Source organism: Halopiger goleimassiliensis, assembly GCF_000455345.1.
Taxonomy (GTDB): Archaea; Halobacteriota; Halobacteria; order Halobacteriales; family Natrialbaceae; genus Halopiger_A; species Halopiger_A goleimassiliensis.
In genome coordinates this window covers 359,225-384,926 of sequence record NZ_HG315691.1, presented here as the reverse complement: position 1 = coordinate 384,926, position 25,702 = coordinate 359,225, and the positions used below count along the sequence as shown (strand labels likewise).

At 67.6% G+C, this 25,702-nt stretch carries 23 protein-coding genes; 13 read left to right on the top strand and 10 right to left on the bottom strand.

Going from position 1 to position 25,702, the window contains the following annotated elements:
• Positions 1-470 precede the first annotated feature (470 nt).
• From TX79_RS16620 to TX79_RS16605, 4 genes are all read left to right on the top strand, one after another.
• Positions 471-1,127 carry a dienelactone hydrolase family protein gene (locus TX79_RS16620; protein WP_049928756.1) on the top strand — a complete coding sequence of 219 codons (657 nt, stop codon included), beginning with the start codon at positions 471-473 and terminating at the stop codon, positions 1,125-1,127.
• Between the two features lie 158 nt (positions 1,128-1,285).
• Positions 1,286-2,173, top strand: coding sequence for an FRG domain-containing protein (locus tag TX79_RS16615; RefSeq protein WP_049928755.1), 888 nt, complete (start codon positions 1,286-1,288; stop codon positions 2,171-2,173).
• 79 nt (positions 2,174-2,252) lie between these two features.
• Positions 2,253-2,987, top strand: coding sequence for a class I SAM-dependent methyltransferase (locus TX79_RS16610; RefSeq protein ID WP_049928754.1), 735 nt, complete (start codon positions 2,253-2,255; stop codon positions 2,985-2,987).
• A 175-nt stretch (positions 2,988-3,162) separates the two neighbouring features.
• Positions 3,163-4,398, top strand: a complete 1,236-nt coding sequence (locus tag TX79_RS16605; protein WP_049928753.1) for an MFS transporter — start codon at positions 3,163-3,165, stop codon at positions 4,396-4,398.
• Positions 4,399-4,588: 190 nt separating this feature from the next.
• Here TX79_RS16605 and TX79_RS16600 read toward each other — a convergent pair whose 3' ends face one another.
• The 3 genes from TX79_RS16600 to TX79_RS16590 form a co-directional block, all read right to left on the bottom strand.
• On the bottom strand, positions 4,589-5,251 hold the full coding sequence (locus tag TX79_RS16600; RefSeq protein WP_049928752.1) for a helix-turn-helix domain-containing protein: 663 nt from the start codon (positions 5,249-5,251) through the stop codon (positions 4,589-4,591).
• Positions 5,252-5,428: 177 nt separating this feature from the next.
• Complete coding sequence (locus TX79_RS16595) at positions 5,429-5,758, bottom strand: cupin domain-containing protein (RefSeq protein WP_049928751.1); 330 nt, start codon at positions 5,756-5,758, stop codon at positions 5,429-5,431.
• 187 nt (positions 5,759-5,945) lie between these two features.
• Entirely contained in the window at positions 5,946-7,859 is a 1,914-nt protein-coding gene (locus TX79_RS16590; protein ID WP_081655629.1) for a multicopper oxidase family protein, read from the bottom strand.
• 379 nt (positions 7,860-8,238) lie between these two features.
• Between TX79_RS16590 and TX79_RS16585 the strand changes: the two genes are divergently transcribed.
• The 4 genes from TX79_RS16585 to TX79_RS16570 all read left to right on the top strand — a co-directional run bounded on the left by TX79_RS16585 (position 8,239) and on the right by TX79_RS16570 (position 11,260).
• Positions 8,239-9,249, top strand: coding sequence for an AIR synthase family protein (locus tag TX79_RS16585; protein ID WP_049928750.1), 1,011 nt, complete (start codon positions 8,239-8,241; stop codon positions 9,247-9,249).
• 137 nt (positions 9,250-9,386) lie between these two features.
• Positions 9,387-9,761 carry a cupin domain-containing protein gene (locus TX79_RS16580; RefSeq protein ID WP_049928749.1) on the top strand — a complete coding sequence of 125 codons (375 nt, stop codon included), beginning with the start codon at positions 9,387-9,389 and terminating at the stop codon, positions 9,759-9,761.
• Between the two features lie 138 nt (positions 9,762-9,899).
• On the top strand, positions 9,900-10,958 hold the full coding sequence (locus TX79_RS16575) for a DUF2249 domain-containing protein (RefSeq protein ID WP_049928748.1): 1,059 nt from the start codon (positions 9,900-9,902) through the stop codon (positions 10,956-10,958).
• Between the two features lie 2 nt (positions 10,959-10,960).
• The gene (locus TX79_RS16570; protein ID WP_049928747.1) at positions 10,961-11,260 is read left to right on the top strand and encodes a hypothetical protein; all 300 of its coding nucleotides are present in this window, start codon (positions 10,961-10,963) and stop codon (positions 11,258-11,260) included.
• A 78-nt stretch (positions 11,261-11,338) separates the two neighbouring features.
• Here TX79_RS16570 and TX79_RS16565 read toward each other — a convergent pair whose 3' ends face one another.
• From TX79_RS16565 to TX79_RS16555, 3 genes are all read right to left on the bottom strand, one after another.
• Positions 11,339-11,812 carry a redoxin domain-containing protein gene (locus TX79_RS16565; protein ID WP_049928746.1) on the bottom strand — a complete coding sequence of 158 codons (474 nt, stop codon included), beginning with the start codon at positions 11,810-11,812 and terminating at the stop codon, positions 11,339-11,341.
• A 193-nt stretch (positions 11,813-12,005) separates the two neighbouring features.
• Entirely contained in the window at positions 12,006-12,230 is a 225-nt protein-coding gene (locus TX79_RS16560) for a hypothetical protein (protein ID WP_154660571.1), read from the bottom strand.
• Positions 12,231-12,403: 173 nt separating this feature from the next.
• On the bottom strand, positions 12,404-14,266 hold the full coding sequence (locus tag TX79_RS16555) for an ATP-binding protein (RefSeq protein ID WP_049928744.1): 1,863 nt from the start codon (positions 14,264-14,266) through the stop codon (positions 12,404-12,406).
• Between the two features lie 212 nt (positions 14,267-14,478).
• Here TX79_RS16555 and TX79_RS16550 point away from each other — a divergent pair, with 212 nt between their 5' ends.
• Entirely contained in the window at positions 14,479-15,729 is a 1,251-nt protein-coding gene (locus TX79_RS16550) for a glycosyltransferase (protein WP_049928743.1), read from the top strand.
• Between the two features lie 931 nt (positions 15,730-16,660).
• Here TX79_RS16550 and TX79_RS16540 read toward each other — a convergent pair.
• The gene (locus tag TX79_RS16540; RefSeq protein WP_049928741.1) at positions 16,661-17,275 is read right to left on the bottom strand and encodes a DUF7344 domain-containing protein; all 615 of its coding nucleotides are present in this window, start codon (positions 17,273-17,275) and stop codon (positions 16,661-16,663) included.
• Positions 17,276-17,515: 240 nt separating this feature from the next.
• Between TX79_RS16540 and TX79_RS16535 the strand changes: the two genes are divergently transcribed.
• Complete coding sequence (locus tag TX79_RS16535) at positions 17,516-17,860, top strand: DUF7113 family protein (RefSeq protein WP_049928740.1); 345 nt, start codon at positions 17,516-17,518, stop codon at positions 17,858-17,860.
• A 52-nt stretch (positions 17,861-17,912) separates the two neighbouring features.
• Here the strand turns inward: TX79_RS16535 and TX79_RS16530 are convergent, their stop codons facing one another.
• The 3 genes from TX79_RS16530 to TX79_RS16520 all read right to left on the bottom strand — a co-directional run bounded on the left by TX79_RS16530 (position 17,913) and on the right by TX79_RS16520 (position 22,422).
• Positions 17,913-18,734, bottom strand: coding sequence for a hypothetical protein (locus TX79_RS16530; RefSeq protein ID WP_081655628.1), 822 nt, complete (start codon positions 18,732-18,734; stop codon positions 17,913-17,915).
• A 63-nt stretch (positions 18,735-18,797) separates the two neighbouring features.
• A complete protein-coding gene (locus TX79_RS16525) occupies positions 18,798-21,014 on the bottom strand; it encodes a bifunctional metallophosphatase/5'-nucleotidase (protein WP_049928739.1) in 2,217 nt (738 codons plus the stop codon).
• A 133-nt stretch (positions 21,015-21,147) separates the two neighbouring features.
• Positions 21,148-22,422 (bottom strand): DNA double-strand break repair nuclease NurA, encoded by a 1,275-nt coding sequence (locus tag TX79_RS16520; protein WP_049928738.1) that lies wholly within the window; start codon positions 22,420-22,422, stop codon positions 21,148-21,150.
• 242 nt (positions 22,423-22,664) lie between these two features.
• On the opposite strand from TX79_RS16520, the gene TX79_RS16515 reads away from it, so the two are divergent.
• The 3 genes from TX79_RS16515 (at position 22,665) to TX79_RS16505 (ending at position 25,595) form a co-directional block, all read left to right on the top strand.
• A complete protein-coding gene (locus tag TX79_RS16515) occupies positions 22,665-22,919 on the top strand; it encodes a hypothetical protein (RefSeq protein WP_049928737.1) in 255 nt (84 codons plus the stop codon).
• A gap of 476 nt (positions 22,920-23,395) precedes the next feature.
• Complete coding sequence (gene gpmI, locus TX79_RS16510; RefSeq protein ID WP_049928736.1) at positions 23,396-24,970, top strand: 2,3-bisphosphoglycerate-independent phosphoglycerate mutase; 1,575 nt, start codon at positions 23,396-23,398, stop codon at positions 24,968-24,970.
• 211 nt (positions 24,971-25,181) lie between these two features.
• Positions 25,182-25,595, top strand: coding sequence for a hypothetical protein (locus TX79_RS16505; protein WP_049929240.1), 414 nt, complete (start codon positions 25,182-25,184; stop codon positions 25,593-25,595).
• Positions 25,596-25,702 lie beyond the last annotated feature (107 nt).

Below are 25,702 nucleotides of genomic sequence, written 5' to 3'. Positions count from 1 at the left end.
TTTCGTGATCTCGAGGTAGCAAAGCTACCTCGACGAGTCGTCGCGGAACGGAGTTCCGCGAGATGACGAGAGACCGAAGGTCTCTCGAACCACGGTCCTCGCCTCCCGGCTGCGGTCTCTGCTCACGGGCGCAAAGCGCCCGTTCGCACGGGCCGAGGGATCTTCGATCCCTCGCGGCTTGCTACGCCCGGGAGGGATCGAGCGTGTCAGCCCCTTTCATTCCCACCCAACGTGGTCTGACCGGTCAGCCGACACGGGGTGGGAATGAAAGGGGCTGGCGGTATCCGGGAAGACGGGCGACGTAAGCACGCGAACGGAGGAGCGCGCGCAGCGAGCCCCTCGACCGGATAGCGCCAGGGGCTTTCGTGGTGTTTCGAACTGCAGCAGATCCCTCACGGTATCATCCGAACACGGTCGATCCAACGCGCTCGATCCCAACTTCTGTTAGCGTCCTCGAGAGACGATGCCCTATGAGCGACGTGTTGATACCCGGCGGCCGCGACGTGCGCGGGACGCTCGAGGAGCCCGGGGACGCCGATCCCGTCCGGGACGGCCCTGAATCGATCGTCGTCGCCTGCCCGCCACACCCCCAGCACGGCGGGTCGCGCAGCGACGGCCGCCTCGTCGCCGTCGCGGCGGCGCTCACCGACGCGGGCATCGCTTGCCTGCGGTTCGACTACGGCTCGTGGGACGAGGGCTACGGCGAGCGCGCTGACGTCCGCAACGCCGTCCGCTGGGCCGCCGACCGGTACGATCGGGTCGGACTCTTCGGCTACAGCTTCGGCGCGACGCTCGCGCTGCTGGCCGCCGCCGACCTCGCGGACGCCACGGGCGGGGCCGATCCCGCCGACGACGCGACACCCGCGGCCGTCGCCGCCCTCGCGCCCACGGCCCGCCTCGCGGACGATCTGGACGCCCTCGAGGCGCTCGCGGAGGTCTCGGTCCCCCTGTTCGTGGGCCACGGCGAGCGCGATTCGACCGTCGAGTGGGAACCGATCGTCGAGCGGGCGCGGGAGCGGGACGACGAGGTTCGTTCGTACCCGGCGGATCACTTCTTCGTGGCGAAGCACGGCGACATCGGGAGCGACGTCGCGGCCTTCTTCGAGCGGACGCTGCTCGAGGGGTGACTCGAGGCGATTCCGCTCTCGACCGTTCGGCGCGTCGAACAGTCACGCCGACCGCGAGAAGCGTTTTCCGTCGGGCGCTCGAGGGGCATCGATGTGAGCGCGATTTCTCCCGACGACGAGCGGCGGCGTGATCGACCGCGAGCGCGGATCGGCCCCCGATGACGGACGATCGCATCGTCCGCGCGGAGTCGTGGATCGAGTTCCACGACCTGCTCTCGGCGGACATGTGGCTGGACGACATCGAACGGCACCGCTCGCCGTACGTCTACCGCGGCGTCTCCGACGAGTCGTTCAGCCTTCAGACGCCGATCGATCGCTTCGTCGGCGACTCCGGGAAGTGGAAACTCGAGCCGTTGCTGTTGCGCAACTTCGCCCAGTACGCTCGCGGCGAGGTCGGCGAACCCGAATCGGTCTGGCACCTGCTGGCCATCGCGCGTCACTACGGTCTGCCGACCCGGCTGCTCGACTGGTCGTTCTCGCCGCTGGTCGCCGCGTACTTCGCCGTCCAGGACGGGAACACGGCCCACGACGCGGCGATCTGGGCCGCCGACTACCGGACCCTCCACGAGGAGCTGCCGGCCCACTACCGCGAGGTGCTCGAGGTGACCGAGACGAACATGCTCGACGTCCACCTGCTGTCGAACGCGACCCTCGAGTACGACGCCAGCCAGGGGGCGGGCGCGGACCGCGAGCAGCCGCTGCGAAACCTCAACGACGTCTCCCGGATCACCGAAATCTGGCGGGAGATGTGGGGCGTGGAGGACGAACCCGACGATCAGTACGTCCTCTTCTTCCGTCCGCCGGCGATCGACGATCGCATCGTCAACCAGTCGGCGGTCTTCTCGTTCCAGTCGGATCCGCGACTGGCGCTCGACGAGTGGTTCGCCGAGCGCGAGGACTGTTACCGGAAGATCGTCGTCCCGGGCGAGCGCAAACTCGAGTTTCGCGACAAACTCGACCAGTTGAACGTCAACCACCGAACGCTGTTCCCCGACCTCGAGGGGTTGACGACGTGGCTCAAGCGGTACTACCAGCCGTCGGGATGAACCCGAACGGCCGAAGACGTTCGGCTCGGAGCCGGACGGCGACCGATAGCCACAAGCTGTCGGCGTCGAGACAGGTGGTATGGCCGTTCCGAAGACGATTCGGCGAGCGCTCGCCGACCGATCGATCGTGGGCCGGGTTTGCCTCGAGGCCGGGGCCGGCGTCGGCAACGCGACGGCCGGCCTCCTCGAGGCCGACCCCGCCGCGGTCTACGCCGTGACGAACGACGCCGACCACGCGCTCGAGGTTCGGGAGCGGATCGAGGACGATCGAGCGGCGGTCCTGTACGCCGACCTCCGGTCGATCCCGTTGCCAGACGACAGCGTCGACGTGATCACCGCCCACGCGCTGTTCAACGTCGTTCCACCGGCGACGGCTGCGGCGATCGCTGCGGAACTGACCCGGGTCGTCGCCTCCGGTGGGACGCTCGTGATCGACGACTACGCGCCGCTTTCCGACGCCGAACCGGTTCGAGAACTGTTCGCCGTCGAGAACGCGGCCACGGAACTCGCCGACGGCCGCCCGGCGCTCACGTTCTACCCCGCCGACGCCCTCCGGCGGCTGTTCGCCGGCCACGGCTGGGGCCACGATCGCACCGAGACGATCCTCGAGCCGGTGCCCTGGACCGCCGACCTGCTCGAGGCTCACGCGGACGTCGTCCGCGAGCAGGTTGCGGACCTCCCGCCAGCACTCGCGGCCCCCCTCGTTTCCCGTGCGGATCGTCTCGTGGACGAGATCGGCTCCCGCGAGGTGGGATCGATGTACAGCCTCGCGCTGCACTACGACGGTGCGCTCGAGTCGTCTTCCCGGGGGTGACGACGGTGCGCGAGCGACGAACCGGGGCTACGGAATCCCGCCTGCCATCCGCTCGAGCACCCGTGCGAGAGCCACGTTCGGCTCCCGTCGGCTCGACGAGACGGATCGGGACGCGAAGTCGACGCCCACGCATGCTAGGGGGGTGCGATACGGTCGCGCCGCCCCGGATACCGACATGAACCGCAACGATCGACAGATCGTCGGCTTCACGACGATCGGTCACGCGATGTTTCACCTCTACGAACTCGCGATCCCGCTGTTTATCGTCGTCTGGCTGCCCGCCTTCGACACCTCGCCGGCCGTCCTCGGGACGCTCGTCGGCGTCGGCCTCGCGCTGATCGGCCTCGGTGCCGTCGTCAGCGGCGTGCTCGCCGACGAGTACGGCTCGAAGACCCTCGTCACGGTCTCGATCCTGGGGATGGGCAGTTCTTTCGTCCTGCTCAGTGCCGCGCCGACGCTCGAGGTGCTGGCGGTCGGCCTGCTCGTCTGGGGGGCCGCCTCGAGCCTCTATCACCCGGCGGCGCTGTCGCTGCTGACCCGTGGGGCGGCCGAGCGGGGGACGGCGCTCGCGTACCACGGCGCGGCCGGGAACGTCGGGACGGCGCTCGGCCCGTTCGCGGCGGCGATCCTGCTGACGGGGCTGCCCTGGCGGACCGTCGCCGCGGTGCTCGCGCTACCTGCCGTCGTCGCCGTGGCGCTGGCGTTTCGGTTCGAGTTCGACGAGACGGCGGGGACCGACGGCGGGACGGCGTCGCCCGCGACCGAGACTGGGCTGACCGGCGTCGTCGGCTTCTTCAGGCAGTCCCGGGCGCTCTTTACGGCCGGCTTCGTCGTCGTCTTCCTGCTCGTGATGACCCACGGGCTGTACGCTCGCGGGGTGCTGTCGTTCCTGCCGGAGATCCTTTCCGACCTGCCGCTGTTCGATCCCGTCGCGATCGGCGGCGAATCGTTCGAACCGAGCCAGTACGTCTACGCCGGCCTGCTCCTGCTCGGCGGCATCGGCCAGTACGTCGGCGGGAAGTGGACCGACCGGACGCGAACCGAGTACGCGCTGATCGGTACGTACTCGGTCGTCGTGCTCGCCTCGCTCGCGTTCGTCCCCGCCGCGAGAACCGGTCTCTGGGCGATCCTCGCCGTCTGTGCCGTCCTCGGGATCACGATCTACATGTCGGCACCGATCCGGCAGGCGCTGCTGGCCGAGTACTCCCCGCCGGACGTCCACGGCCTCTCGTTCGGCTACTTCTACCTCGGCGTCTACGGCGTCGGCGCGGTCGGCGCGTCGCTCGCCGGAATCGTGCTGACCTACGGGACGCAGACGACGTTTTTCCTCGCGTTCGCGGGCATCGCGGCCGTCGCCGTCGCGCTCGGCGGCCTGTTGCTCGTTCGGTTTTCCAGCTACCGATTCGACTGACTCTCTGCGGCGCTCGAGGCGGCCTACGACGCGGATATCGACTTCGAGCGGATCGGTCCGCCGGCTCGAGCGGTGCCGGGGTCCGTCGCGGCGTCGAGACGCTCTCCGTCCGACTCCGGGAGGCGTTCGCCTTCGAGCGCGAGCGCGGCCACTACGAGTCCCCTCCGAGGTGGAGACGGCGGTATCGTGGTCAGTCGGCGCGGATGGAGACGTCGGGCTGGTGTTCGCAGTCGCCGCTGACGAACTGTTTCAGCACTCGCTCCTCGACGCGGTGGAGGGTTTCGCTACACGTCGATTTCGCGAGGTCGAGTTCGTCCGCGAGGTCGACCAGCGTGATCCGGCGCGGGGTGTCGTAGTAGCCCCGGTCGATCGCCTCGTGGAGGAGCCACCGCTGACGGTCCGTCAGCAACGCGTCCGACTCGGCCTCGGGCTGGATCCGATCGATCCGGTACCGGACGCCGGCTTCCTCGAGGCGCTCCCCGAGGTCCGAAAGCTGGTGTTGCGGGAGCGTCGTCTCGAGGGTCATCCGGCCGTCGGCGACCTCGAAGGGCATACTCAGCGGGACGCCGGCCCGCTGGATCGCGCTCAACACGATGGGCGTCGTCGTCTCGAGTTGTACTCGTCGGCGGTGACAGGCCGACTCCTGGACCGTCAGCGTCGGCACGGACTCGAGCGATCGCAACTCCTCGCAGACGTCGGCGGCGTCGGCCCCGATGATCTCGAGGCGGACGGTGCCGACCCCGTCGGTCACGGTCGCCGCGAGGACCCGGAACCGGGCGTCGAATCGGTCGTGGGGCAGTCGGCCGAGCCACGCGTCCGTCGGAATCGTGATAGTGAGTTCGACGTAGGGCATGGTCGAGCGGTGAACGAACCCGATCGCCGGTCGTCGCCGATCGGATCGCGTCTATCCGTTCGTTTTAGGCCGCCCTAAGAATAGGTTGGCGCGGACATATTCGGCTCGGACGGATAAACGACCCTCGAACGACGGGACGGACGGCGCGGAACTACCACGTCGGTCTCGACGACCGTCTCACGGAGCCGAGTCGTCGGAACGGGCCGCCGACTCCTCCCGTGCCAGCACGATGAGCGCCGTACTCGGTTCGACCGCCTGGGGTGCGATGTCCTGCTCGCCGTCGAACCGGGCGACGTCGCCCGCGGTTACCTCGTAGGTGTCGTCGTCGAGGTCCAGTTCGATCGCCCCCTCGAGCAGGTGGAAGACGATCTCCCGTCCCGGATGCGAATGCGGCGCTACGCTCTCGCCGTCGTCGAGTTCCAGCCGGATCGTTTTCGGCTCTTCGTCCGGAAAGACGTTTGCGTGTGGGGTACTCTCCAACTCCGACAGGGATCGAATCGTTGGCATTCGTGAGTCACCTCGTCGCCGAGCACGCGTGCCGTCGCGACGGGACTCGTCGAGACGGTCCACGTCCCCGGCGTCCGATCACGAATCGGTACGCGTTCACCGCCCAAAAACGAGGTGTCGAATCCGTTTGTCCGAACACTGATAGGGGCTCGTCGCCCGTCTCGAGGGACTCCCTCGAAGGCCGTTCTCACTCGCTGTCCGTCGCCGAGTTGTCGCCCTCGCTGTCGTGGGCCTCCGCGTCGTCGCTCGGACGCACCCGGAAGGGACGCATCATGTCGTAGTCCTCGTGTTCGACCATGTGGCAGTGCCACATGTACTCGCCCGTCTGATCGTTGAACAGCCCCTCGTACTCGCCGAAGTGGACGACGAGGTGGACGACCTCCGCGGGGTCGACGGTGACGACGTCGTTCCACCCCAGTTCGTACGGCTCGGGCGACTCGAGCGAGTCGACGTCGACGCCGTCGGTCTCCCGGTCGTAGTCGCTCAGCGACTCCCGACCCAGCACCTGGAAGTGAACGAGGTGGAGGTGCATCGGGTGGGACATCCCGGTGTTGTTGGCGATGCTCCAGATTTCGGTCGTCCCGAGTTCCGGCTCCTCGGTGACTGGATCGTCCAGCGCGTACCCGGAGGGCTGTTCTCGGTTGCCGAGGAAGTGTTTCATCCGACCGTACTCGTCGCTTCCCGCGGCGAGCGTGAGATGCCGGTGTTGCTCGGCGGCGTCGACGGGGAGGTCCGGTACGGTCGCCAACTCGTCGGGAACCGTGCCGGTAGTTCCGCCATCGTCGTCGGTCCCGGCGTCGGTCTCGCCCCCGCTTTCCCCGCCGTCGGCGGATGCGTCCGCTACGTCGATCAGCATGATCTCCGGCAGCGGCTTCGTCTCCTCGTTTTTGTCGTCCGAGCCGCGGTACAGCGACGGGGCGTCGTTGTGAAGCAACAGCGTCTCGCCGGCGTACGCCGAGAAGTCGACGACGACGTCGGCCCGCTGTCCCGCCCCCATCTCGAGGCGGCCGTCGATCTCGACCGGCTCCGAGAGGAGGCCGCCGTCGTTGCCGATCTGGACGAACGACGGCCCCGCGTCGCCCGTCTCGCCGGCGGTCTCGTCGTACTCGAGCAGCTCGAGATCGTAGAAGCGGCTGTTGGAGCCGTTGAGCAGCCGGAACCGGTACGTCTCGGGGTCGACCGAGAGCCGCGGCCAGGCCTTCCCGTTGACGACGGGGACGTCCCCGTAGAACTCTGGGACGATGCTCGTCTCGGGATACGACTCGTCGCCACCCCGGGCTTCCGAGACGGCCGACGGGTAGAACAGCGAGCCGTCCTCGTCGAGGCTCCGGTCCTGGATCACGAGCGGAATCTCGTCCTCGCCGTCGGGCAGGTCGAGTCCCCGCTCGTGGTCGCTCCGGAGGAGGTAGAACCCGGCGAGGCCGGCGTAGACGTTCAGCCGCGTGATGCCGACCGCGTGGTCGTGATACCACAGGGTCGCCGCCGGCTGGTCGTTGACGTAGTAGTAGTCCTTCTGCTCGAACTTGGGACCGGTCGCTTCGAAGTCGCGAGTGAACCATCCTTGCGCTTTGCCGTCGCTCGCGGCTTCGACGTTCCCGCCGTGGAGGTGCGTGACGGTCCGCACGCCGTCGATGTCGTACGGGATCATCTCCTCGTGAACCGTCGTATCGACGGGCAGGAGGTGCTCGTCCGGCAGGTCGTTCTGCCACCGGACGTAGATCGGTTCGCCCTGCTCGGCCTCGATCGTCGGGCCGGGGAACTGGCCGTCGTACCCCCAGACGGTGGTCGGCGGCAGGTCGCTGTGGAGTCGCTGCTCGAACTCGTTCATCTCGAGTTCGTAATAGGGCTGGCCGTCCTTCGTCCCGGCCGGCTCCGCGACGCCCGGCCGGGGCACCTCGTCGACCCACTTCTCGAGATCGGGCGAGGAGTGATCCGCGACGGTCCGCGGCTCCGCCTCGTCGTCGGACGGCGTTCCGTCGGTGTTCGAGGGGACGTCGTCCGTCGTACAGCCCGCGACGGCCGAGAGGCCCGCGACGCCCGAGGACAGCAGGAGCGTCCGCCGAGAGAGGTACGTTCCCGTTCGACTGGTGCGGTCGGTCATATCCGGGTATATGAAGCCGGTGCAAATAGCGGGTCGCCGGATTCTTGCCCCGTGGGAACCGGAAGAATATGTTCGGGCGGGAAACGACCCCTGGGAACGCGGCGGAATACGTTCGGAACGGCTGGTTATCGTCTCCAGACGGCTACCTCGACCGACGACGCAACGCCACGATACCGGCGGTTCCTCGTCCGAACGCTACGACCGCGTCCTCGAGTCGCTCGTCGACGGCGGCTTCCCGGTTGGCGCAGTTAGGGCCGCGCCGAGATCACGCAGGCAAACGGCGGCCCGACCGTCCGCGCTACGACCTGCGTCCGATGTTCTACTCCAGCTTCGCCTGCATACATTCTTGGTTCAATGACACGATAGTCGAACGCAACGAATGTGCGACGATACAGGCAAAGTCGATCGGGAGTTCTTTGAAACGTACGTCGGGTCGGAGCTGGGAACGACCCGCGAGTCGACCGCTCTCGGGCCCGCGTACGGGGTCGACTTCGGCGTCATCGATCCGGGTTCGGAACGGCTGGTCGTCGCGGCCGATCCCCTCTACGTCTATCCCGCGCTCGGCTTCGAACGGGCGGGTCGGCTCGCCCTCCACAGCGTCCTCTCCGACGTCGCCGTGAGCGGTATCCCGCCGACGCATCTGACGGTGAACTTCACCCTTCCGGCGTCGATGGCCGCCGAGGAGTTCGCGTCGCTGTGGGGCGCGATCACCGACGAGTGCGATCGCCTCGGCGTCGATATCGTCGCCGGTCACACCGGCTGGACCGGGGCGACGTACCCCGAGATCGGCGGCGCGGTGGCGCTGGGACTCGGCCCGGGAGCGGAGATCGTCCGTCCCGACGGCGCGCGGCCCGGCGACAGCATCCTGCTCACGACGGGGCCGGCCCGGGAGGTCGCTGGCCTGTTCGCGACGCTGTTCCCGGACGCGTTCGACGTCGACTCCGCCCTCCTCGAGCGAGCGCAAGCACACCTCGAGGAGACGACCGTCGTCGAAGACGCGACGACGGCGGCGGCCGCCGGTCCCGTCTCCGCGATGCACGACGTGACCGAGTGTGGCGTCCGGGGGGCGCTCGTCGAGATGGCGGCGGCCGCCGGCGTCCGGCTCGAGGTGACCACCGAGGGGGTCCCCGACCAGCCGGCCGTCGACGCGATCTGTGAGGCGGTCGACATCGACCCGTGGACGGTCTCCTCGCGGGGAACGTTGCTGTTGACCGTCCCCGAACGCGGCGTCGAGGCCGTCGGTGAGGCTCTCGAGCGTCGGGGGACGCCGGTGACCGAACTCGGGACCGTCCGGTCGGGTGACGGGGTGTCGATCGACGGGGAGCCGGCGTCGCCGCCGCGAACCGATCCGGCGTGGGAGGCGTTTCGACGCCTCCGGGAGACCGCCTGAGACGGACTCCGGTACCGACGTTCCGGGGCGACTGCAGGACGGGGTCGTCGGTCGTGCCCGAACCGACTCCCACCGGACCGTCGCCTGTGAAGATATTCGGCGAAAGACGGGAAACCGGCGGCGCGAAACCGACGCGTATGCCGGCAACGAGCGTCGACGACGAGCGCGAGTACGACGACGACCGATTCTCCGCCCGCGAGGTCTTCCGCACCGAGCGATCGAAGACCGTCTGCGGCTACTTCGAGCCGGGACAGTTCATTCCCGTCCACGCGCCCGACAGCGACGTCACGATCGTCGTCCGGTCGGGGACGGGACTCGTCCGCGACGGGGACGAGGAACACGAGGTGTCACCGGGAACAGTCGTCACGATCCCGGCCGGCCAGGATCGGGGCGTTCGCGCCGAGGGCGAGCGGCTCGAGGCCGTGCTCGTGACCGCGCCGCCGCCGACGGACGCCGAACACGACCCGGTGCGTCGCGGGCTGCAAAACGACGAGTTCGAACCGGATCGCTGATCGACCCTCTTTTCGGTCGCGGCTCGTGGGTACACCGGGTCCGATCGGCGAGGGCGTCGGCGGCCACTCGAGCCGCGAGCCGAATCGCTTCGGCACAGGGGCCATCGTTCCCGCCTGAGTATCCCCGGTAGCTTCGCGATGACGACCGAACTAGACCTCCGGGACCGACCTGCAGACGAGTATCGAACCCCGCTTTTCGAGGCGCTGACGGCGGCCGACCCCGGCGACCGCTTCGAGATCGTCGCCGACGAGGACCTCGATCCCCACCTCGTCCGGTACCAGCTCGAGCACGACCGCGCCCTCGAGTGGGCGTACGACCACCCCGATCGGGAACCGCGGAACCTCGAACTGACGGTCGGTGACCCGCTCGAGGGCGAGCGCGCCACGATCGACGTTCGCGATCTGAAACCCCAGCGCCGCCACGGCGTCCTCCTCGAGATATTCGACGAGCTGGACGCCGGCGAGGGGTTCGTCCTGGTGAACGACCACGATCCCAAGCCGCTGTACCACGAACTCCGGTCGATGCACGGCGACGTCGTCGGCTGGGAGTACGAACGCGAGGACGATGGCGAGTGGCGCGTCGCGATCGAGAAGACGGGCGCGTCGGCGGCGGCCGACGGCGACGTCGTCACCAGCTACGACGTTCGCGAGATCCCGAAACCGGAGCGCCACCCGACGATTCACCACCGGTACGGGATGATCCCCGAGGGCGGGACGATGGAGATTATCGCGCCACACGAACCGCGGCCGCTCCGCCAGGAGTTCCACCAGCGCTACGGCGACGCTTTCGAGTGGGAAATCGTCGAGCAGGAGCCGGGACGGTGTCGCGTCCACGTTACGAAGCGGAGCGACGCCGGGACGGACGCGAACGCAGCCGAGTCCGACGCCGACGGCGGCGACGACGGATCGGATGCGCTCGAGATCACCGAGGAACTCGACGTCCGCGACCTGCCGCCGGCCCAGCGCCACGAGAAGATCTTCGACGCGTACGCTGACCTCACCGGCGGCGAGGGGTTCGTCCTGGTGAACGACCACGATCCCAAGCCGCTGTACCACCAGTTCGACGCCGAAGCGGGTCCGGAGTTCCGGTGGGAGTACCGGACGCAGGAGCCGGGTGAGTTCCGCGTCCTGATCGGGAAAACCGAGACGGCGGCCGCCGCGTCGGACGAACGCGACGCCGCGGACGCCCCGTTCTGAGCATGACCGAACGTACCGGCGGCGACTCCGAGACCGGCGTCGCCGTGACCTTCCACCCTCAGGAGTGGACCGACACCTCGGCACAGTCTCACGAGTGGAACAGAAAGCAGTTGGTTCCCGCCCCGGAACGCGAGCCGGTGACCTACGTCGTTCCGCTCGAGGACGGGACCGACGAGACGGGGACCGTCTACGCGGACGAATCGTACGAGGCGAACCTGCTGCAGGATCATCCGGCGGCTCCGACGTGGGTGCGGGAGTGGGACGACCCGTACTACGTTACGACCGAACTGATCGAGGCGTAAGTCCTCGATCGACGGCGGCTCCGACGCCGACGGAATCGCCTGCTATTCCGACTCGAGCGCACGGTGTTCGCTCACTCGCTAGGCCGACTCGACGGCCTCGAGCAGGTCGTCGTACGGCGGTTCGTTCGTCGGATCGTCGGCGACCCACCGGTACGCGACGGTACCCTCGTCGTCGAGGACGAACACCGCCCGGTTCGCGATGCCGTGGAGGCCGAGGTCCGGAATGTCGGTCTCGACGTCGTAGGCGCTGATCGCCTCGCGGGCCATGTCGCTGACGAGGTCGAACTCGATCCCGTGTTCCTCGCGGAACGCTCCCTGCGAGAACGGCGAGTCCGCGCTCACGCCCAGTACGGTCGCTCCGGCGTCCTCGAACTCGGCCAGTCGGTCCTGCAGGGCGACCATCTCGTTGGTACAGGGCGGCGTGAACGCACCGGGGAAAAAGGCGAGGACGATCGGTCCGCCCCCGAAGTAGTCGTCGAGATCGAACGGTTCGTGGTCGCTGGTGCCGATCGTCGCCGTGAACGTCGGTGCAGTATCACCGGGTGTTGGCATACGTGGTCGTGTTGGACGACTGGCAGCATAAACGCCGTCCCGAACGCTCGAGTTCCCGGCCACTTGTCCGCGATGTCACCGCACCAGCGGCGGCCGTGGTCTAACCGACCTCGTCAGGAACGTGGTCGTTCGGTCCAGCACTCCGCTAGCTGTGAGTAGCTCCCGAATCCGGTCGGAACGGAGTGTCGGATCGTCACCGCTCACGGACGATAGACACCACACTCACGGCGATGACGGCGATGCTGACGTAATAGAGGAGAAACAGGACGGGAACGCCAACCCAGGGGAGGGCTTCAACGCCGCCGTACCTGACGAGAAAGAGCGCGCCGACGAAGCTATCGACGAGAAACCGCGGATCGAACAGTGCCCGCATCGGAATGGCGTCGACGAGAACCGTAGCGATACCACTGAGCAGCACCGTGCAGAGACCGAGACGCAGTTCAGAACGGCCGGATGAGTACATAGGTCGTCGTGTCGGTTTACGCTGCAAGTGTTTTCTGATGTGTCATATTCACGCCGGCGTCTCGAACGGTCGAGTTCGGACGGAACGCGACGGTCGGCTCGTACCTGGTTGATCGCGTTGCGAAACGCTTAGTCCCGTCCGTGGCGGGTAAGACACTTCGAGAGCCCGATCAACTCGACCGGCTCCGAATTATCGGGCGAGTAGACGACCATCTGGCCCTTCTCCATGTAGGGCACTTTCGACTCGAGGTTGCTGGGGATGTTGACGCTCTTGATGGCGTCCTCGTCGCCGAGGTTGAGGACGACGGTGGTGTTGATCTGCTTGAAGACGGCGTCGTCGATGTCCTGTGGGTCCTGCGTGATGAGGAACAGACCGAGGCGCTCCTTGCGGCCTTGCTTGGCGGCCTCGGTGAACTTTTTGATGACCTTCCCCGCCTGCACGCTGTCGGCGTCGGTGAGGAAGTTGTGGGCCTCGTCCATCCCCAGCACGAGCGGCGTCTCCTTGATCCGGTCGTAGGTGGGATCGTTCGAGAGCTTCTGGTCGATCAACAGCGAGGAGAGCGCGAGGACGACGGTTTCGGTCGCCCGGGTGTCGGTGATGTGGTAGGTCGGGACGACCGTCAGCCCGCCGGGGCGGACGAACTCGTGGATCAGGTCGGTGATCGGCCGGGCGTCCTGGTCGAAGACGTGGCCGAAGCCGAGCACGCGCCGACGGACGGCGTCGAAGGTCGCCTCGTGAACGCGGCCGGACTCGTCGAGTTCCTCCCGCAGCGCGGGGTCGTCGAGAAACGTCGTGAACTCGTCGTAGGTCGCGTCCGCGCCGTACTGCTTGCGAAACCGCGGCAGGAGAACGCTGACCAGCGCGCCGTACTGGTTGTCGTTCAGGCCACTGCCCGCGACCAGCCACGGGTTCTCGTGGACCATCGCGAACGGGATGGTGAACTCGACCTGCTCGGCGCGGTGGTGGTCGGCCGCGTAGCTGGCATCACCTACTTTCGGGACGAACGCCGTCGTATCGCCGACGCCGCCGTAGGCGACTCCCTCGCGCTCGAGCCGGCGGGCAAAGTCGCCGTCGAGGTCGGGGTTGTCGTCGTGCATCTGGGCGTACTCGTCCTGCGGGTCGAACTGGACGACGGCGGGCTGGACTTCGCGGCCGTCAGCCATGGGATACGTGCGTTCCTCGGCGAGATACTGCCGGAGGATGTTCTTCGCGCCGTGGGTCTTCCCCGATCCCGTGCCGCCGGCGATCAGCGTGTGGCGGAACACGAGGGGATCGCCGGCCTCGTAGTCGTCTTTCAGCCGGTAGTCGATCGTCGGCGGCGAGGCCGCCGTCTTCACCTTCTCGCCGCCGACCGAGAGGTGACCGAGGAAGACGCCCTCCTCGGGCATCTTCAGCCCGGTCTTGATCTGCTCGGTGTCGTCGGCCGCCCGGATCACTGTCTGGGGTTTCGGGACCCGGTCGGTCATTCGCCGCTTGAGTTCCCCGTCTTCTCGGTAGAGGACGGCGACGGGCTCGAGTTCGGCGACGAACTTGTAGTCGGCCTCCTCGATGCCGTCCGACCGCATCGCCCGGCGGGCGTGGATCTCGGTCGCGTCGTCGGCGTGGTACTGCTGGGCGTACTCGAGTCCCGTGATGCGGCAGAACAGCGTCTCACCGTCGGGATAGGGGGCGAGCAGGTAGCTGCCGATGCGGACCGACGAGCGGTTGCCCTGTGTGACGTAGGCTTTCAGCGTCGTCTCGTCGCCGTCCTCGGCGACGCGCAGCCCCTGGGAGACACAGAGCGCGCCGATGCCGACGTCCTCGCCGCGCGGTTCGACGCTCGTGGTCTCGAACGCGTCGTCGGTCGCCGGCCCGTCGTCCGTTGCGTTCGCGCTCGAGTCGGCCGTCGCGGCACTCGCGCCGTCCCCAGCGTCGCCACCGGACGTCGACGCGTCCGCCTCGCGTCCCGACGAGTCGGCGTCGAAGTCGGTGAAGTCGCCCAGATCGCTCATGTCCTGTCCAACAGGGCGGGTCCACAAACACGTTTCCCTCCGCGCGAGTGTCAGCCGATCGCGACGGTATCGCCTTGACGGACGTCCGCTAGAGTGATACGGCCGCCGCCTCGGTCGCAGTGACCGGTAGTTCTCCGGTCGGGTCCGACCGCTGGCGGACCGGACGGAATCGGTCGACAGGATTAGGACAGTCGGCTGGAAACTCGTGGTCGATGATCGGTTTCGTCCTCGAGAACCCGCTGGCGGGGGCTCTGCTGGTTGCGTCCTGGCTCGTCCTCTGTCTGTACGCGGGATCGGCGCTGTGGTGGCTCTTCGAAACCGTCGTGCTCGCCCGGGGCTGGCGGACCGATCCCGACGCCTACGAGTGGGGACTCGAGGACGTGCAGGTTCGGATCCTCACGATCGACGCCGAGGCCGTCGTCCAGGCGACGGTCGACGCGGTGCCCGATGCGATCGAGGACGTCCACGTGATCGCCGAGTCGGACCTCGCGATCGACGGCGCGACGGTCCACGTCGTTTCCGACGAGTTCGACTGCGAGGCGACCGCCAAGGGACGCGCCGTGGAGTGGGCGCGCCGGAACGTCCCCTGCGACCGGGAGTACGTCTGCTACCTCGACGAGGACACGATCGTAACCGGGTTCTCGGGGTTGCCCGACGCCGACGTCGTCCAGTTCACTGAGAAACCGCTCTACACCGGGTCGTGGCTCGCGTACTGCTGTGAGGTGTTCCGGATCGGCTACCAGTACGAGCAGTTCGGCTTCCACCGTCTCCGGTACCCGCTCTACGCGTGGGGCGGCGGGATCGCGATCCGTTCGTCGCTCGAGGGGGCGATTACGTGGGACGCCGAGACGGTCACCGAGGACACGAACTTCGTCTGGCGGGCCGCTTCGGAGCGCGACATTTCGTTTGCGATCGTCGACGCCCGGTTTCGCAACCAGGCACCCCCGTCGGTGTGGACCATGATCCGCCAGCGGCGGCGGTGGATCTCCGGGACGCGCGCCGACGGCCACCTCCTGCCGCTCCGGTATCGGCCGCTGTACTACACGCGGATCGTCGCGTGGGCGTTCTCCCCGTTGCTTCCGGCGGTGGCGATCGCGTCCGTCCTGGCACCCGACGCCGTGCCGTCGCTGTACGTGTACGGCGGCCTCTCGGTCGCGCTGACGGACATCCTGTTCGTCTACACGTTCGCGGGGCTGGTCGCCTACCGCAAACGCCTGCTCGCCTGGCCGGTGCTACTGCTGGTGACCCCGGTAGCCGTCACGGCCCACGCAATCGGCGCGCTCTGGGGGTTCGTCAGCCCGGTCGAGTCCTTCGACGTGACCGAGAAGGTCCCGCCGGAGACGATCGAGCGCGTCAACGCCGGCCTCGAGGCCGGCGACCTCACCGCCTACGACGGGACGGAGCGACTCGTGCGTGATACCGACGAGGCGAACACCCTGACGGGGTCGCTGCTGGACGACTAACCCGGACGCCGATCGGACGGTGGACGATCGATCGCGGACGAACGGTCTACCGCAAAACAGTCACGTGGAACGGTCGGACGCCCGAGGCTGCCGAACTCAACACTCCGCGTCGTCGACCCCCTCGAGGATGTTCGGCGCTGCTGACTACCGTCCGATGCTCGGATGAGCGATACGGCCGTCAGCGACGAGTTCTCGAACACTGATTCGGGTGCTCCCCGCCGATTCGTACGTCCGGTGACGCCGTGTACCGGTAAGCGAGAAACGACCATCAACGATCAATCCGCGTCCACGCCGCTACTCGTCACTTGCTCGGTAGCTCCCCAGCCGTCGGTCACGTCGAGGCTGGCGTGGGACGGGAGTCCGGGCGCTGCTGTGACTCGCACTAACCGAGACGGTGTCGTTACGACCGCAGGACATTCGCCGTCACCAGACGGCTCTCGTGATTCCACGCTCCCGATGAGAATATTATCGTCCGATATCTCGAGCGACTGCACGCGGAGACCGTGACACCCATTCGGGGCTCGAGTCTCGACGTAGAAGAGCATCGCCGTCTCGAAGTCGGTCTCCTCGATAAACGTTGCTACCCCGTGTTGTGCATCGCCCGAGGAACTCTCGTAGGCGAACGCCGCTTCGGCTTCCTCGGCGGACGTGACGTGGACAGCGAGTGAGTGGTCATCGCGACCGACCTCGTCGAACGTAAGCGACGGTGTACTCTCGGACACGTCATACTCCCACTCCTCGACCGGCTCCGAGCGTTCCCCCGCTCCGGGACCAGAACCGAGACACCCAGCGAGGTGGAACGAGAGGGCGCATCCTGTCGTGGCGACGAGTTTGCGGCGTTTCACGTCGCACGCATTCAGGTGAGCCGACAAGTGTTTTTTGCACGGTCTACCAGTGCTATCGAATACGGCTGTCGGACGCTCGAGCAGAATCAGTCCTCGTCGTCGCAGGTGGCCTCGAGGAGACCGGAGTCGGGATCGTAGGTTACGAGACCGGCGTTCTCGAGGGCGGGGACGTGCGAGTGGTGCAGTTGGATCGCGACGCGGTCCTCGTCGACCGGTGCGGCGGGTTCGGTCGCCGCGAGGGTCGCAGCGAGGTTCTCGAGCGGGAACGGCTGGCCGTGGTCGCCGAGTTCCTCGAGGATGCGGAGTCGGACGGGGTCGACGACGTCGGCGAGCACGTCCGTCACGTCGCAGTCGCGCTCGAGCAGGGAGCGGAAGGCGGCGGGCGGCACCGGCGGTTCGCCGGTGAGTCGCACGCCGACGTCGGCGTCCCACTCGAGCAGGTCGTGATCGGCGAGTCGGGGCAGGTGGTTGTGGACGAGGTCGATCCGGACCTCGTGTCGGCGCTTGCCGTCGGCGACGTCCTCGCCCTCGCGTTCGAGCAGTTCGGTCGTCACCTCGGCGAGCGACCGGCGACGATCGCGCTCGAGGATCTCGAGCAGTCGGATCCGGCGCGGATGACGGAAGACGTCGTATCGGTCGGCCGGGACGTCGGTCAGTGGGGACGTGTCGCCGATCCCGCCGAGGTGAGCGTCCGAACTCATCACCTGTAGTCACCGGTGCAACCGGGTTAAGCGCGTTTCCAAAACGATTTGGGTTAGTGAAATGATGTTTTATCCGGGTTCGACGCGCACGGACGACACGCCTGCCGGCATGGGGGCTTCGGGACCGACGGTCGACCGATCCGCTGGAACGCCTCGAGCGGGAGCGACGACACCGCCGTCCGGTACCGGCGGACGGGTCAGCCCTCGGCTTTTTGCGTCTACGCGACGTAATCTCGGGACATGCTCATGGTCCGCGGTCGCGCAGGGGGGACCGAACTCACCGGGACGCTGTACGAACGCGGTGAGCGAGCGCCTTCCTTCCAGGGTGCCCCAGACGAGGACGCCGCCTACGTCTGGGTCTGTGACGAGTTCTACGAGGTCGACAGCGGTGGGACGGTCCAGCGCATCGACGGCCGCGAGGTCAACGTCGCCTTCGAGTCCCCGATGCCGCGGGGGTTCGACACCCGTGAACAGGCCCTCGAGGGGGCCAAGGAACACGTTCGCACGCAGTTCGCCCGCATCGGCGTCGATCCCGACGACGTCGAACTCGAGGTCGAGCGCACCGACGTCGCCCCCGAACGGTAACGCTCGACGCCTCCTCGACGAACCGCTCGGCCGATTCTGCTCTCCTGGCCAGTTATCGATTCCGTCGCCGACCCATCGCGAGCGCGGCGACGACTGCGGCCGCCGCGAGCAGGGGACCTACCCCGGGAATCGAATCGGTACCGTCCTCGCTGGCGTCGGCTGTCGCGGTTCCGTCGGCGTTCGAGTCGTCGCCCGATTCGTCGCCGGTCTCGGTCGGCTCGGGGTCGGCGTCGAGGGAATCGGGGTCGGGATGGTCGAACGCGACCGCCTCGTCCCCGCCGGCGATGGTGACGTCGACGGGCTGGTCGTGAACCGGCAGCGGCCAGTCGCGGACCAGGTCCACGCTGGTCTCCTCGAACGTGATCGCCGCCTCCGCAGGGTCGGCGTCCTCGGCCACTTCGACCGTCAGCGTCGCGAGTCGGTCGGAGCCGGTAGCCCCGTCGGCGACCGGATCGCGCCACTGCTCGAGGACGACCGTCCCCTCGTCGTGGGCGATCGTCTCCGCGGCGTGGACCTCGGTTTCCTCGCCCTGCTCGAGCCACGGGCCGGGGTCGACGTCGGTGATCTCGAGGTAGTCGGGGTGGTACTGGGCGACGAGCGTCACGCGTTCGACGCCCTCGCCGTCGTGGCCCCCATCACTCATCAGTTCGACGTCGACGTCGAACTCCTCGCCGGGCTCCGCGTCGACGGTGTACGGTGAGAGCGTGATGACGGCTACCTGATCGCCGGCGAGCGCCGAGCCCGCCGCGAGCCCGGCGCTCGCGACGACGAGCGCCACGAGAACGGCCGTCAGCAGCGTCGATCGGCGGCTGGTCGTACCGGTCGAGGAGTCAGCGGCGGTCGAATCTCGCGTCGGATCGGTCGGTCGGGTCATGGGTTTCTCTCGTGCGTTCGAGTCGATGCCGCGGGCCGCCGAAATCGCCGGTGTCGGGACCGATCAGGCGTCGCCTTCGGGTTCGTCGGTAGCGTCGTCGGTCTGCCGGCGCGCGTAGAGGTAGGTGCCGCCGGCACCGCCGGCCAGCGCCGCGAACGGTCCGAATCCGGGGATTCCGTCGTCCCCATCGTCCGCATCGGTCTCGTCCGGTTCTTCGTCAGTGCTCTCCGTCTCGCTTTCGGTCTCGGTCGTTCCGTCGTCGTCGCCCTCCGTCTCGCTTTCGGTCTCGCCGGACCCCGATTCGTCGAGGACGGCGCTCGCGTCGACGTCGGCGCGGAGCTTGAAGTAGTCGTAGCCGCTCGAGGTCGGCACGTCGAACTCGTACGGCCAGTACTCCTGGTCCGGCTCGTAGCCGCCGAACAGCCGGAGGACGGGGTCGTCGACGTCTGCGAGCTCCTCGAGTGCGTCCGCGTCGAACGTCACCGCGATCTCGTCGTCGTCGACGGTCGCGGAGTCGGCCGCGACGTCGTCGCCGGTCCGGATCACGGCACGGAACGAGTCGTCGACGATCCCCTCGGCACCGTCGGGGACGGGAACGGTGAGCGTGATTTCGTCGCCGTCCTGGGAGACCGTCGCGTCGCCGACGCGTTCGTCGACGCGGATCATGCGGTTCTCCCGTTCGGGCGCGACGACGTCTCGCTCCGCTAAGACGTCGAGTACGTACGGCCCCTGGAACTGTCCCGATCGGAGGACGACCTCGGCCTCCGAGAGCACCTCGGAGTTGCCGATGGTGTAGTCGTTGTGCGCGAAGCGGTAGGTCTCGTCGGGATCGATCGGTTCGCCGCCGACGAAGACGTTCTCGACCCGGCTCTCCCCCTCGTGGCCGGTCCACTCGTAGGAGACGCCCGACACCTGGATCGCCGGCTGGGCACCGTACTGTTCGTCCGGCAGCGGCCGGATCTCCTCCTCGAGGTAGGCGACGACCTCCTCGCCGGTCAGTTCGACGACCTCGATCTCGTTGGGGAACGGCAGGACGTTCATCACGTCCGCGCCGGTGATCTCGCCGGGGCCGTACGTCGAGTCGCTACGGATACCGCCGGCGTTGTTGGCGGCGATGTCGACCTCGACGTCGCCGACGGTCCGCATCGCGTCGGTCATGAGGTTGCCCCAGTTGGTCTCGATCGCGTAGTTGTCGTAGGTCGCGTCGAGTTCGACTTCGCTCTCGAAGGCCGGCTGCCCGAGTCGCTCCTCGAGTTCCGCGGTCCACTCCTCGGTGAGGTCGGCGAGGAACTCGTCTTCCTCGATCGCGTCGGTGTACCGCGCGGAGATCGCGTCGTACTCCTCGACGGCCGGCAGCGGGTCCCAGTCGGGCAACAGGAGGTCGGTCCGCTGCCAGTCGACCAGTTGGCCGTCGGCGTCGAGCGTGATCGCGCCGACGTGGTCGAACTCGTCGCCGAACTCGCTGATGATCGTCCCGTCGACCAGTTCGGGTTCGTCGAAGGTGATCCCGGAGTGAGAGCCGACGATGGCGTCGAGTCCGTCGACCGCCTCGGCGAGACGGTAGTGGACGCCCGACTCGACGTGGGAGGCGAGCACGACGACGTCGGCACCCGCCTCGCGGAGCGCGTCGACCGCCTCCTGGGAGGCCTCCACGTAGCCGAGCACTTCCCACTCCTCGGGGTAATCCGTCAGCGAGTGGAAGTTCTCCGAGACCAGGCCGAAGACGCCGACGGTCAGGTCGCCCGCCTCGAGCGTCGTCCAGCGTTCCGTGCCGGGGACGGCCTCGCCCTCGTCGTCGAGCAGGTTCGCGACGACCCAGGGGAACTCGCTCTCCTCGAAGCGTTCGGTCGCGACGTCCGCCCCGAAGTCGTACTCGTGGTTGCCGACGCCGACGACGTCCAGATCCATGTAGTTCATCGCCTCGATCATGTGTTCGCCCTCGTACTCGAGGCCGAGCAGCGACGGCGCGAGGTCGTCGCCGTTGCCGACGAACAGGCCGTTCTCCGCGTCGGCGAGGACGTCCTCGACGACTGTGTAGTAGCGAGCGAGGTTCAACTCGTCGGCCTCGGCGTCGCGAAAGCGCCCGTGGAAGTGCGTGTCGTGGACGAGCGTGACGGTCTCGCCGTCGCTCGCGGCGACGCTGCTGGCCGACGCCGGGAGCACCGCCGCGGCCGAGAGGCCGGCAGTCCCGGCCAGGAACCGCCGGCGACTCGCGCTGTAGTCGTCTGTCTCGACATCGTTCGTTTCGGACTGGTCACCAGCCGTGAACTCCCAACCCATACCTACGTCCCGTGAAATGAAGGCTAATACTGTTACGATTTCCTGAACGATTGTCAATGTATTTCACAGGACTGCCTGGGGATCGACCGCCCTCGACCGCCGCTGCTACGCTTGGTCCCTTCGCAGTCAGTCGCTACTCCCGGTCCCAGCGCAGTCCGTCGTAGGTCCGTTTCCGGGTCGTCTCGAACTGCGTCTCGAGGCGTTCGCGCAGCGACGCCTTCTCGGAGCGGCTGATCCGGGCGAGTTCGTCGGCTTTCTCGACGATGGTCGGCGGCCCGTGGGCGACGGCGACCTCCTGTAACACCTGCATCGCGAGTCGCTCGCGACGCTCCGGATCGCGGGTGAACGCGTAGGGGGCCTCGACGCGGTAGAGCAGGTCGTCGCGCGGATCGTAGATCACGAAGAAGGTCACCTCGTAGTTCTCGAGCGGGAGCCGTCGCTCGACGCCGAGCGCGTCGCCCGCGGCCGAGAGCGGTTCGTCGACGCCGCCGCGCGAGTGGAACCAGTTCGTGTACGTCAGCGCCGAGGTCTCCCGCTCCCAGCGGGTTCCTTCCACGTCGTCGACGTACTCGCCGCGCTCGAGCAGCCGGGTGAAGAAGGCGGCGTCGTCGCCCCAGGGGACGCCCACGTCGACGTCCCGGTTCCCCTTCAGCGTCCGGGTGAGCAGCCGCGTTGCGGGGTTCTTCACGAAGCCAAGCAGCGGCACGTCCCGCTCGACGAACCGCTCGACGAGCCGTACGTAGTTCTCCAGCACCGTCGTCGGCCGCGGGTCCTCGAGCAGGAAGTCGGCGAGGTCGGGATGGAGGTCGGCCCAGCGCAACAGCCCGCGGGGATAGAGGGGGCCGTCCAGCACCAGCAGGTCCTCGACCCGCTCGGCGTGCTCGAGGGCGTGTTCGCTCTCGGCGAGATAGAGCGCGAGCGCGTGGACGACGCCCTCGGCGAACCGGTCGACGTCGCCGACCTCGATGGCCCGCCGCCGGCTCTTCCCGCGGTCGAACTTCCCCCAGCCGTCGTCCTGCACGTGGGCGGTCTCGTCGTCCGAGTGGACCGTCATCACGACCGTCCGGGACCGGTGCAGGTCGAGGTCGCTCGGCGTGGCGCTCATCGCGGCCTGCGCGACGTCGATGACCAGTCCGTTCTTGAAGGTGGTCGGGTTGATCGTCCCCGCGTCGAGCCCGTGGACGGTCGGGAACTCCCGGTCGCGCAGGGCGACGGCCTCGCAGTCGACCAGCCGGCGGGCCTGCTCGTCAACCGGCTCGAGGATCGCCGTTCCGTCGGCCTCCAGTGGGTCGAGAAACTCCGCCCAGACCGTCTCCGCGAGCGAGCGCCGGTCGCGGTCGTCGGCACCGGGATCGATCCGCGCCGCGAGTGCTGCGATACCGTCGTAGTGGACCGGATCCAGGGTCATGCCCGTTCGCTCCCAGCCCACCCCCAAATATCCAGTGGTCGCTGCACTTCGGGTGTGCGCCCGCTCGTCGTGTCAGTCGACGTACTCGTGAGGCCGTCAAGACGATCGGCAGGTCGTCGGAACCGGTGAACCCGATCGGGGCGGGCTCCGCGATCCGCTCCCGGGCGAGGCGTTAACTCGAGGGCGAATAAACAATTATCAGAAAACGTATATATGGTGGCGCGGAGTATCCGGACATCCAGATGGCATCCCGACGGACGACCGGCGACGCCGACGCGGCGGCGATCAACTGGCGACAGTCCGGTTCCGCGGTCACGGTGTACGACGAAGCGAACCCCGACGCCTGGATCCGACTCGAGTTCGAGGCGGGCGTCCCGCCGGAACATCGACTCTACATGATCTGCCCCGACTGCGGGGCCGTCTTCGCCCAGCGGAGCGCGCCCGGCAACGGGTCGGTCTGTGGCGACTGCGGGGCGACGTTCGATCACGACCGGTAGTGTCGGTTCGATTTTTCTGCCGATACGAGCCCGGTTCGGGTCTGGTCGTTTTGATTGTTGAACCTACTGTGGATATGCGTACAGAATAGCGCGATCGAACGGAGAATATCGAGCCGAAGCGTCCTGCTATCTGCTATCGTCGGATCGAATGGAGAATATCGAGCCGAAGCGTCCTGCTATCGTGGACACGAGGAGTGGCCACGCCCTCCCCAGCCGATTCACTCGCTCCCGTCGGTCGCTCGTTCATCCCTCGCGCGGCTTCGTCGGCCAGCCTCACATTCGTTCGACTGGCCGACAGCGCGCGCCACCGCACAGTAGGCAGCCACTGATACGTTCACAACCCGCCCCGACCGCGGGTTTCTCCTACTGAGCGACTCCTCGAGTCCGACGACGCGAGCAAATCCCCCGAATCCGCCGACGGGAGCCGATCTGTCGGTTCCGACAGCTAGTTACGCCCGGCTCGAGTCCCGTCGCACATGGACGGAGCCGTAATCGTTCTCGACGGCTGGGGTCTCGGGACGGACGCGGGCGGCCGGGACGCCGTCGCGGCCGCCGACACCCCGACGTTCGACCGGCTGGCCGAGACCGGCGCGTACGGGACGCTCGAGGTCGCGGGCCGACGGGTCGGCCTGCCGGAGGGACAGATGGGCAACAGCGAGGTCGGCCACCTCAACATCGGGGCCGGCCGGGTCGTCTACCAGGAGTACACCCGGATCTCGGATTCGATCGCCGACGGCTCCTTCCGGGAGAACGACGCGATCAACGCGGCCTTCGACGAGGCGCTCGCGAACGACGGCACGATTCACTTCGTCGGGCTGGTCAGCGACGGCGGGGTCCACTCCGACCACGAGCACCTCCACGCGCTGATCGAACTCGCCGGCGACCGCGACGTCGAGGCGGTCACCCACGCCATCACGGACGGCCGGGACACCTCGCCCACCGGCGGGCGGGAGTACCTCGCGACGCTCGAGGACGTGATCGACGAGCACGGCACCGGCCACGTCGCCACCGTCTCGGGGCGGTACTACGCGATGGACCGCGACCAGAACTGGGAGCGGACGAAACGCGCCTACGACGCCATCGTCGAGCGCGAGGCCGAGTACGAAGCGGCGTCGGCAGTCGAAGCGGTCGAGAAATCCTACGAGCGGGACGTGACCGACGAGTTCGTCGAGCCGACGCTCGTGGAGAGCGAGGCGCTACGCGGCTCGGAGAGCGAACGGCGAAGCCGTGAGCAGGGCGGGCCGGCGCTCGAGGACGGCGATTCGGTCGTCTGGTTCAACTTCCGGTCGGATCGGGCCCGCCAGTTGACGCGGATGCTCGCGGACATCCGCCCGGAGGACTGGGCCGACCAGTTCGAGATCGACCCGCCGGAGGCGGAGGTCGTGATGATGACCCAGTACGACGAGACGTTCGACCTTCCCGTGGCCTACTCACCGACCCAGCCCGAGAACGTGCTGGGCGAGGTGCTGGCCGACGCCGGCAAGACCCAGTTGCGGATCGCCGAATCCGAGAAGTACGCCCACGTCACCTACTTCCTGAACGGCGGTCGCGAGGTCGAGTTCGACGGCGAGATCCGCGAAATCGTCGAGAGCCCGGACGTCCCCACGTACGACCTTCAGCCGGAGATGAGTGCACCCGAAGTGACCGATATCGCGATCGAGACCATCGAGAGCAAGGATCCCGACGCGCTCGTACTCAACTACGCCAACCCCGACATGGTCGGCCACACCGGCGACTACGAGGCCGCCATCGCGGCCGTCGAGGCCGTCGACGAACAACTGGGACGACTCGTCGAGACGCTCGAGGCCTACGGCGCGCACGTCCTCGTGACGGCGGATCACGGCAACGCCGACGACATGGGGACCGAAGCCGATCCCCACACCGCGCACACGTACAACGACGTCCCGCTCGTTTACCTCGCAGCCGACGGGACGGACGACGGTCGAATGGTCCGCGAGGGCGGCACGCTCGCCGACATCGCCCCCACGCTACTCGAGTTGATCGGCGTCGACCGGCCGCCGGAGATGACGGGCGAGTCGCTGCTCGAGTAGGTTCCTGCACCCTCGCGTCTCTCCCGGCCCGACCGGCGTCTCGGACGGATCGCTTGACTGTCGAGGTCGCTCTTGACACTCGACGGTCCGGAGGCCGCCACTAGTGACAGGCGAGTCACGAACGGAATCCTACGGACGCCTCGGGAGTAAAATATAGTGGTAATATACACGTTCATTACTCGGCTCGAGGCGGATACGGATGGAGACGCTCATGTCAACGTCCGACAGCGCCACCGACGGTGACGGGTCGGTCGTCGAGGAGTACGTCCTCGGCGTCCGCATCCTCGAGACCGACGGTCCCGACGAACGCTATCGATTCGAAGCTCCCGAACACACCGAGATCACGTTCGACTCCCTCGAGGACGCCAGGCTGTACGCCGACGTCTACTTCGACGTGAACGGCTTCGTCGAGGAAGGGACCGGCGAGCGCGGGGTGCCCCCGGAAGTCGTGCAGGCGGGGAAGGATACCCTCGCAGCGTATCTGCTCACGTTCCCGTGGGCCGACCGCGACTGGGTCACGTCCTTCTACGGTTCGACGCCGACCGAACTCGATCGCTACCTCACGTGGGTCCGCAGCCGCGCCGAGGAGGTTCGGTCCGAAGCGAAGGCTCGCGGACTGGATTAACGCACGTATCGGCCGGGGACGCCTTCGGGTCCTCGAGTCGATCGGTCACCGTTTTCGTCGTCACATCGTTCGATCGTCGTTTCGTCGCCGCTTCCGCGGTCGTTCGA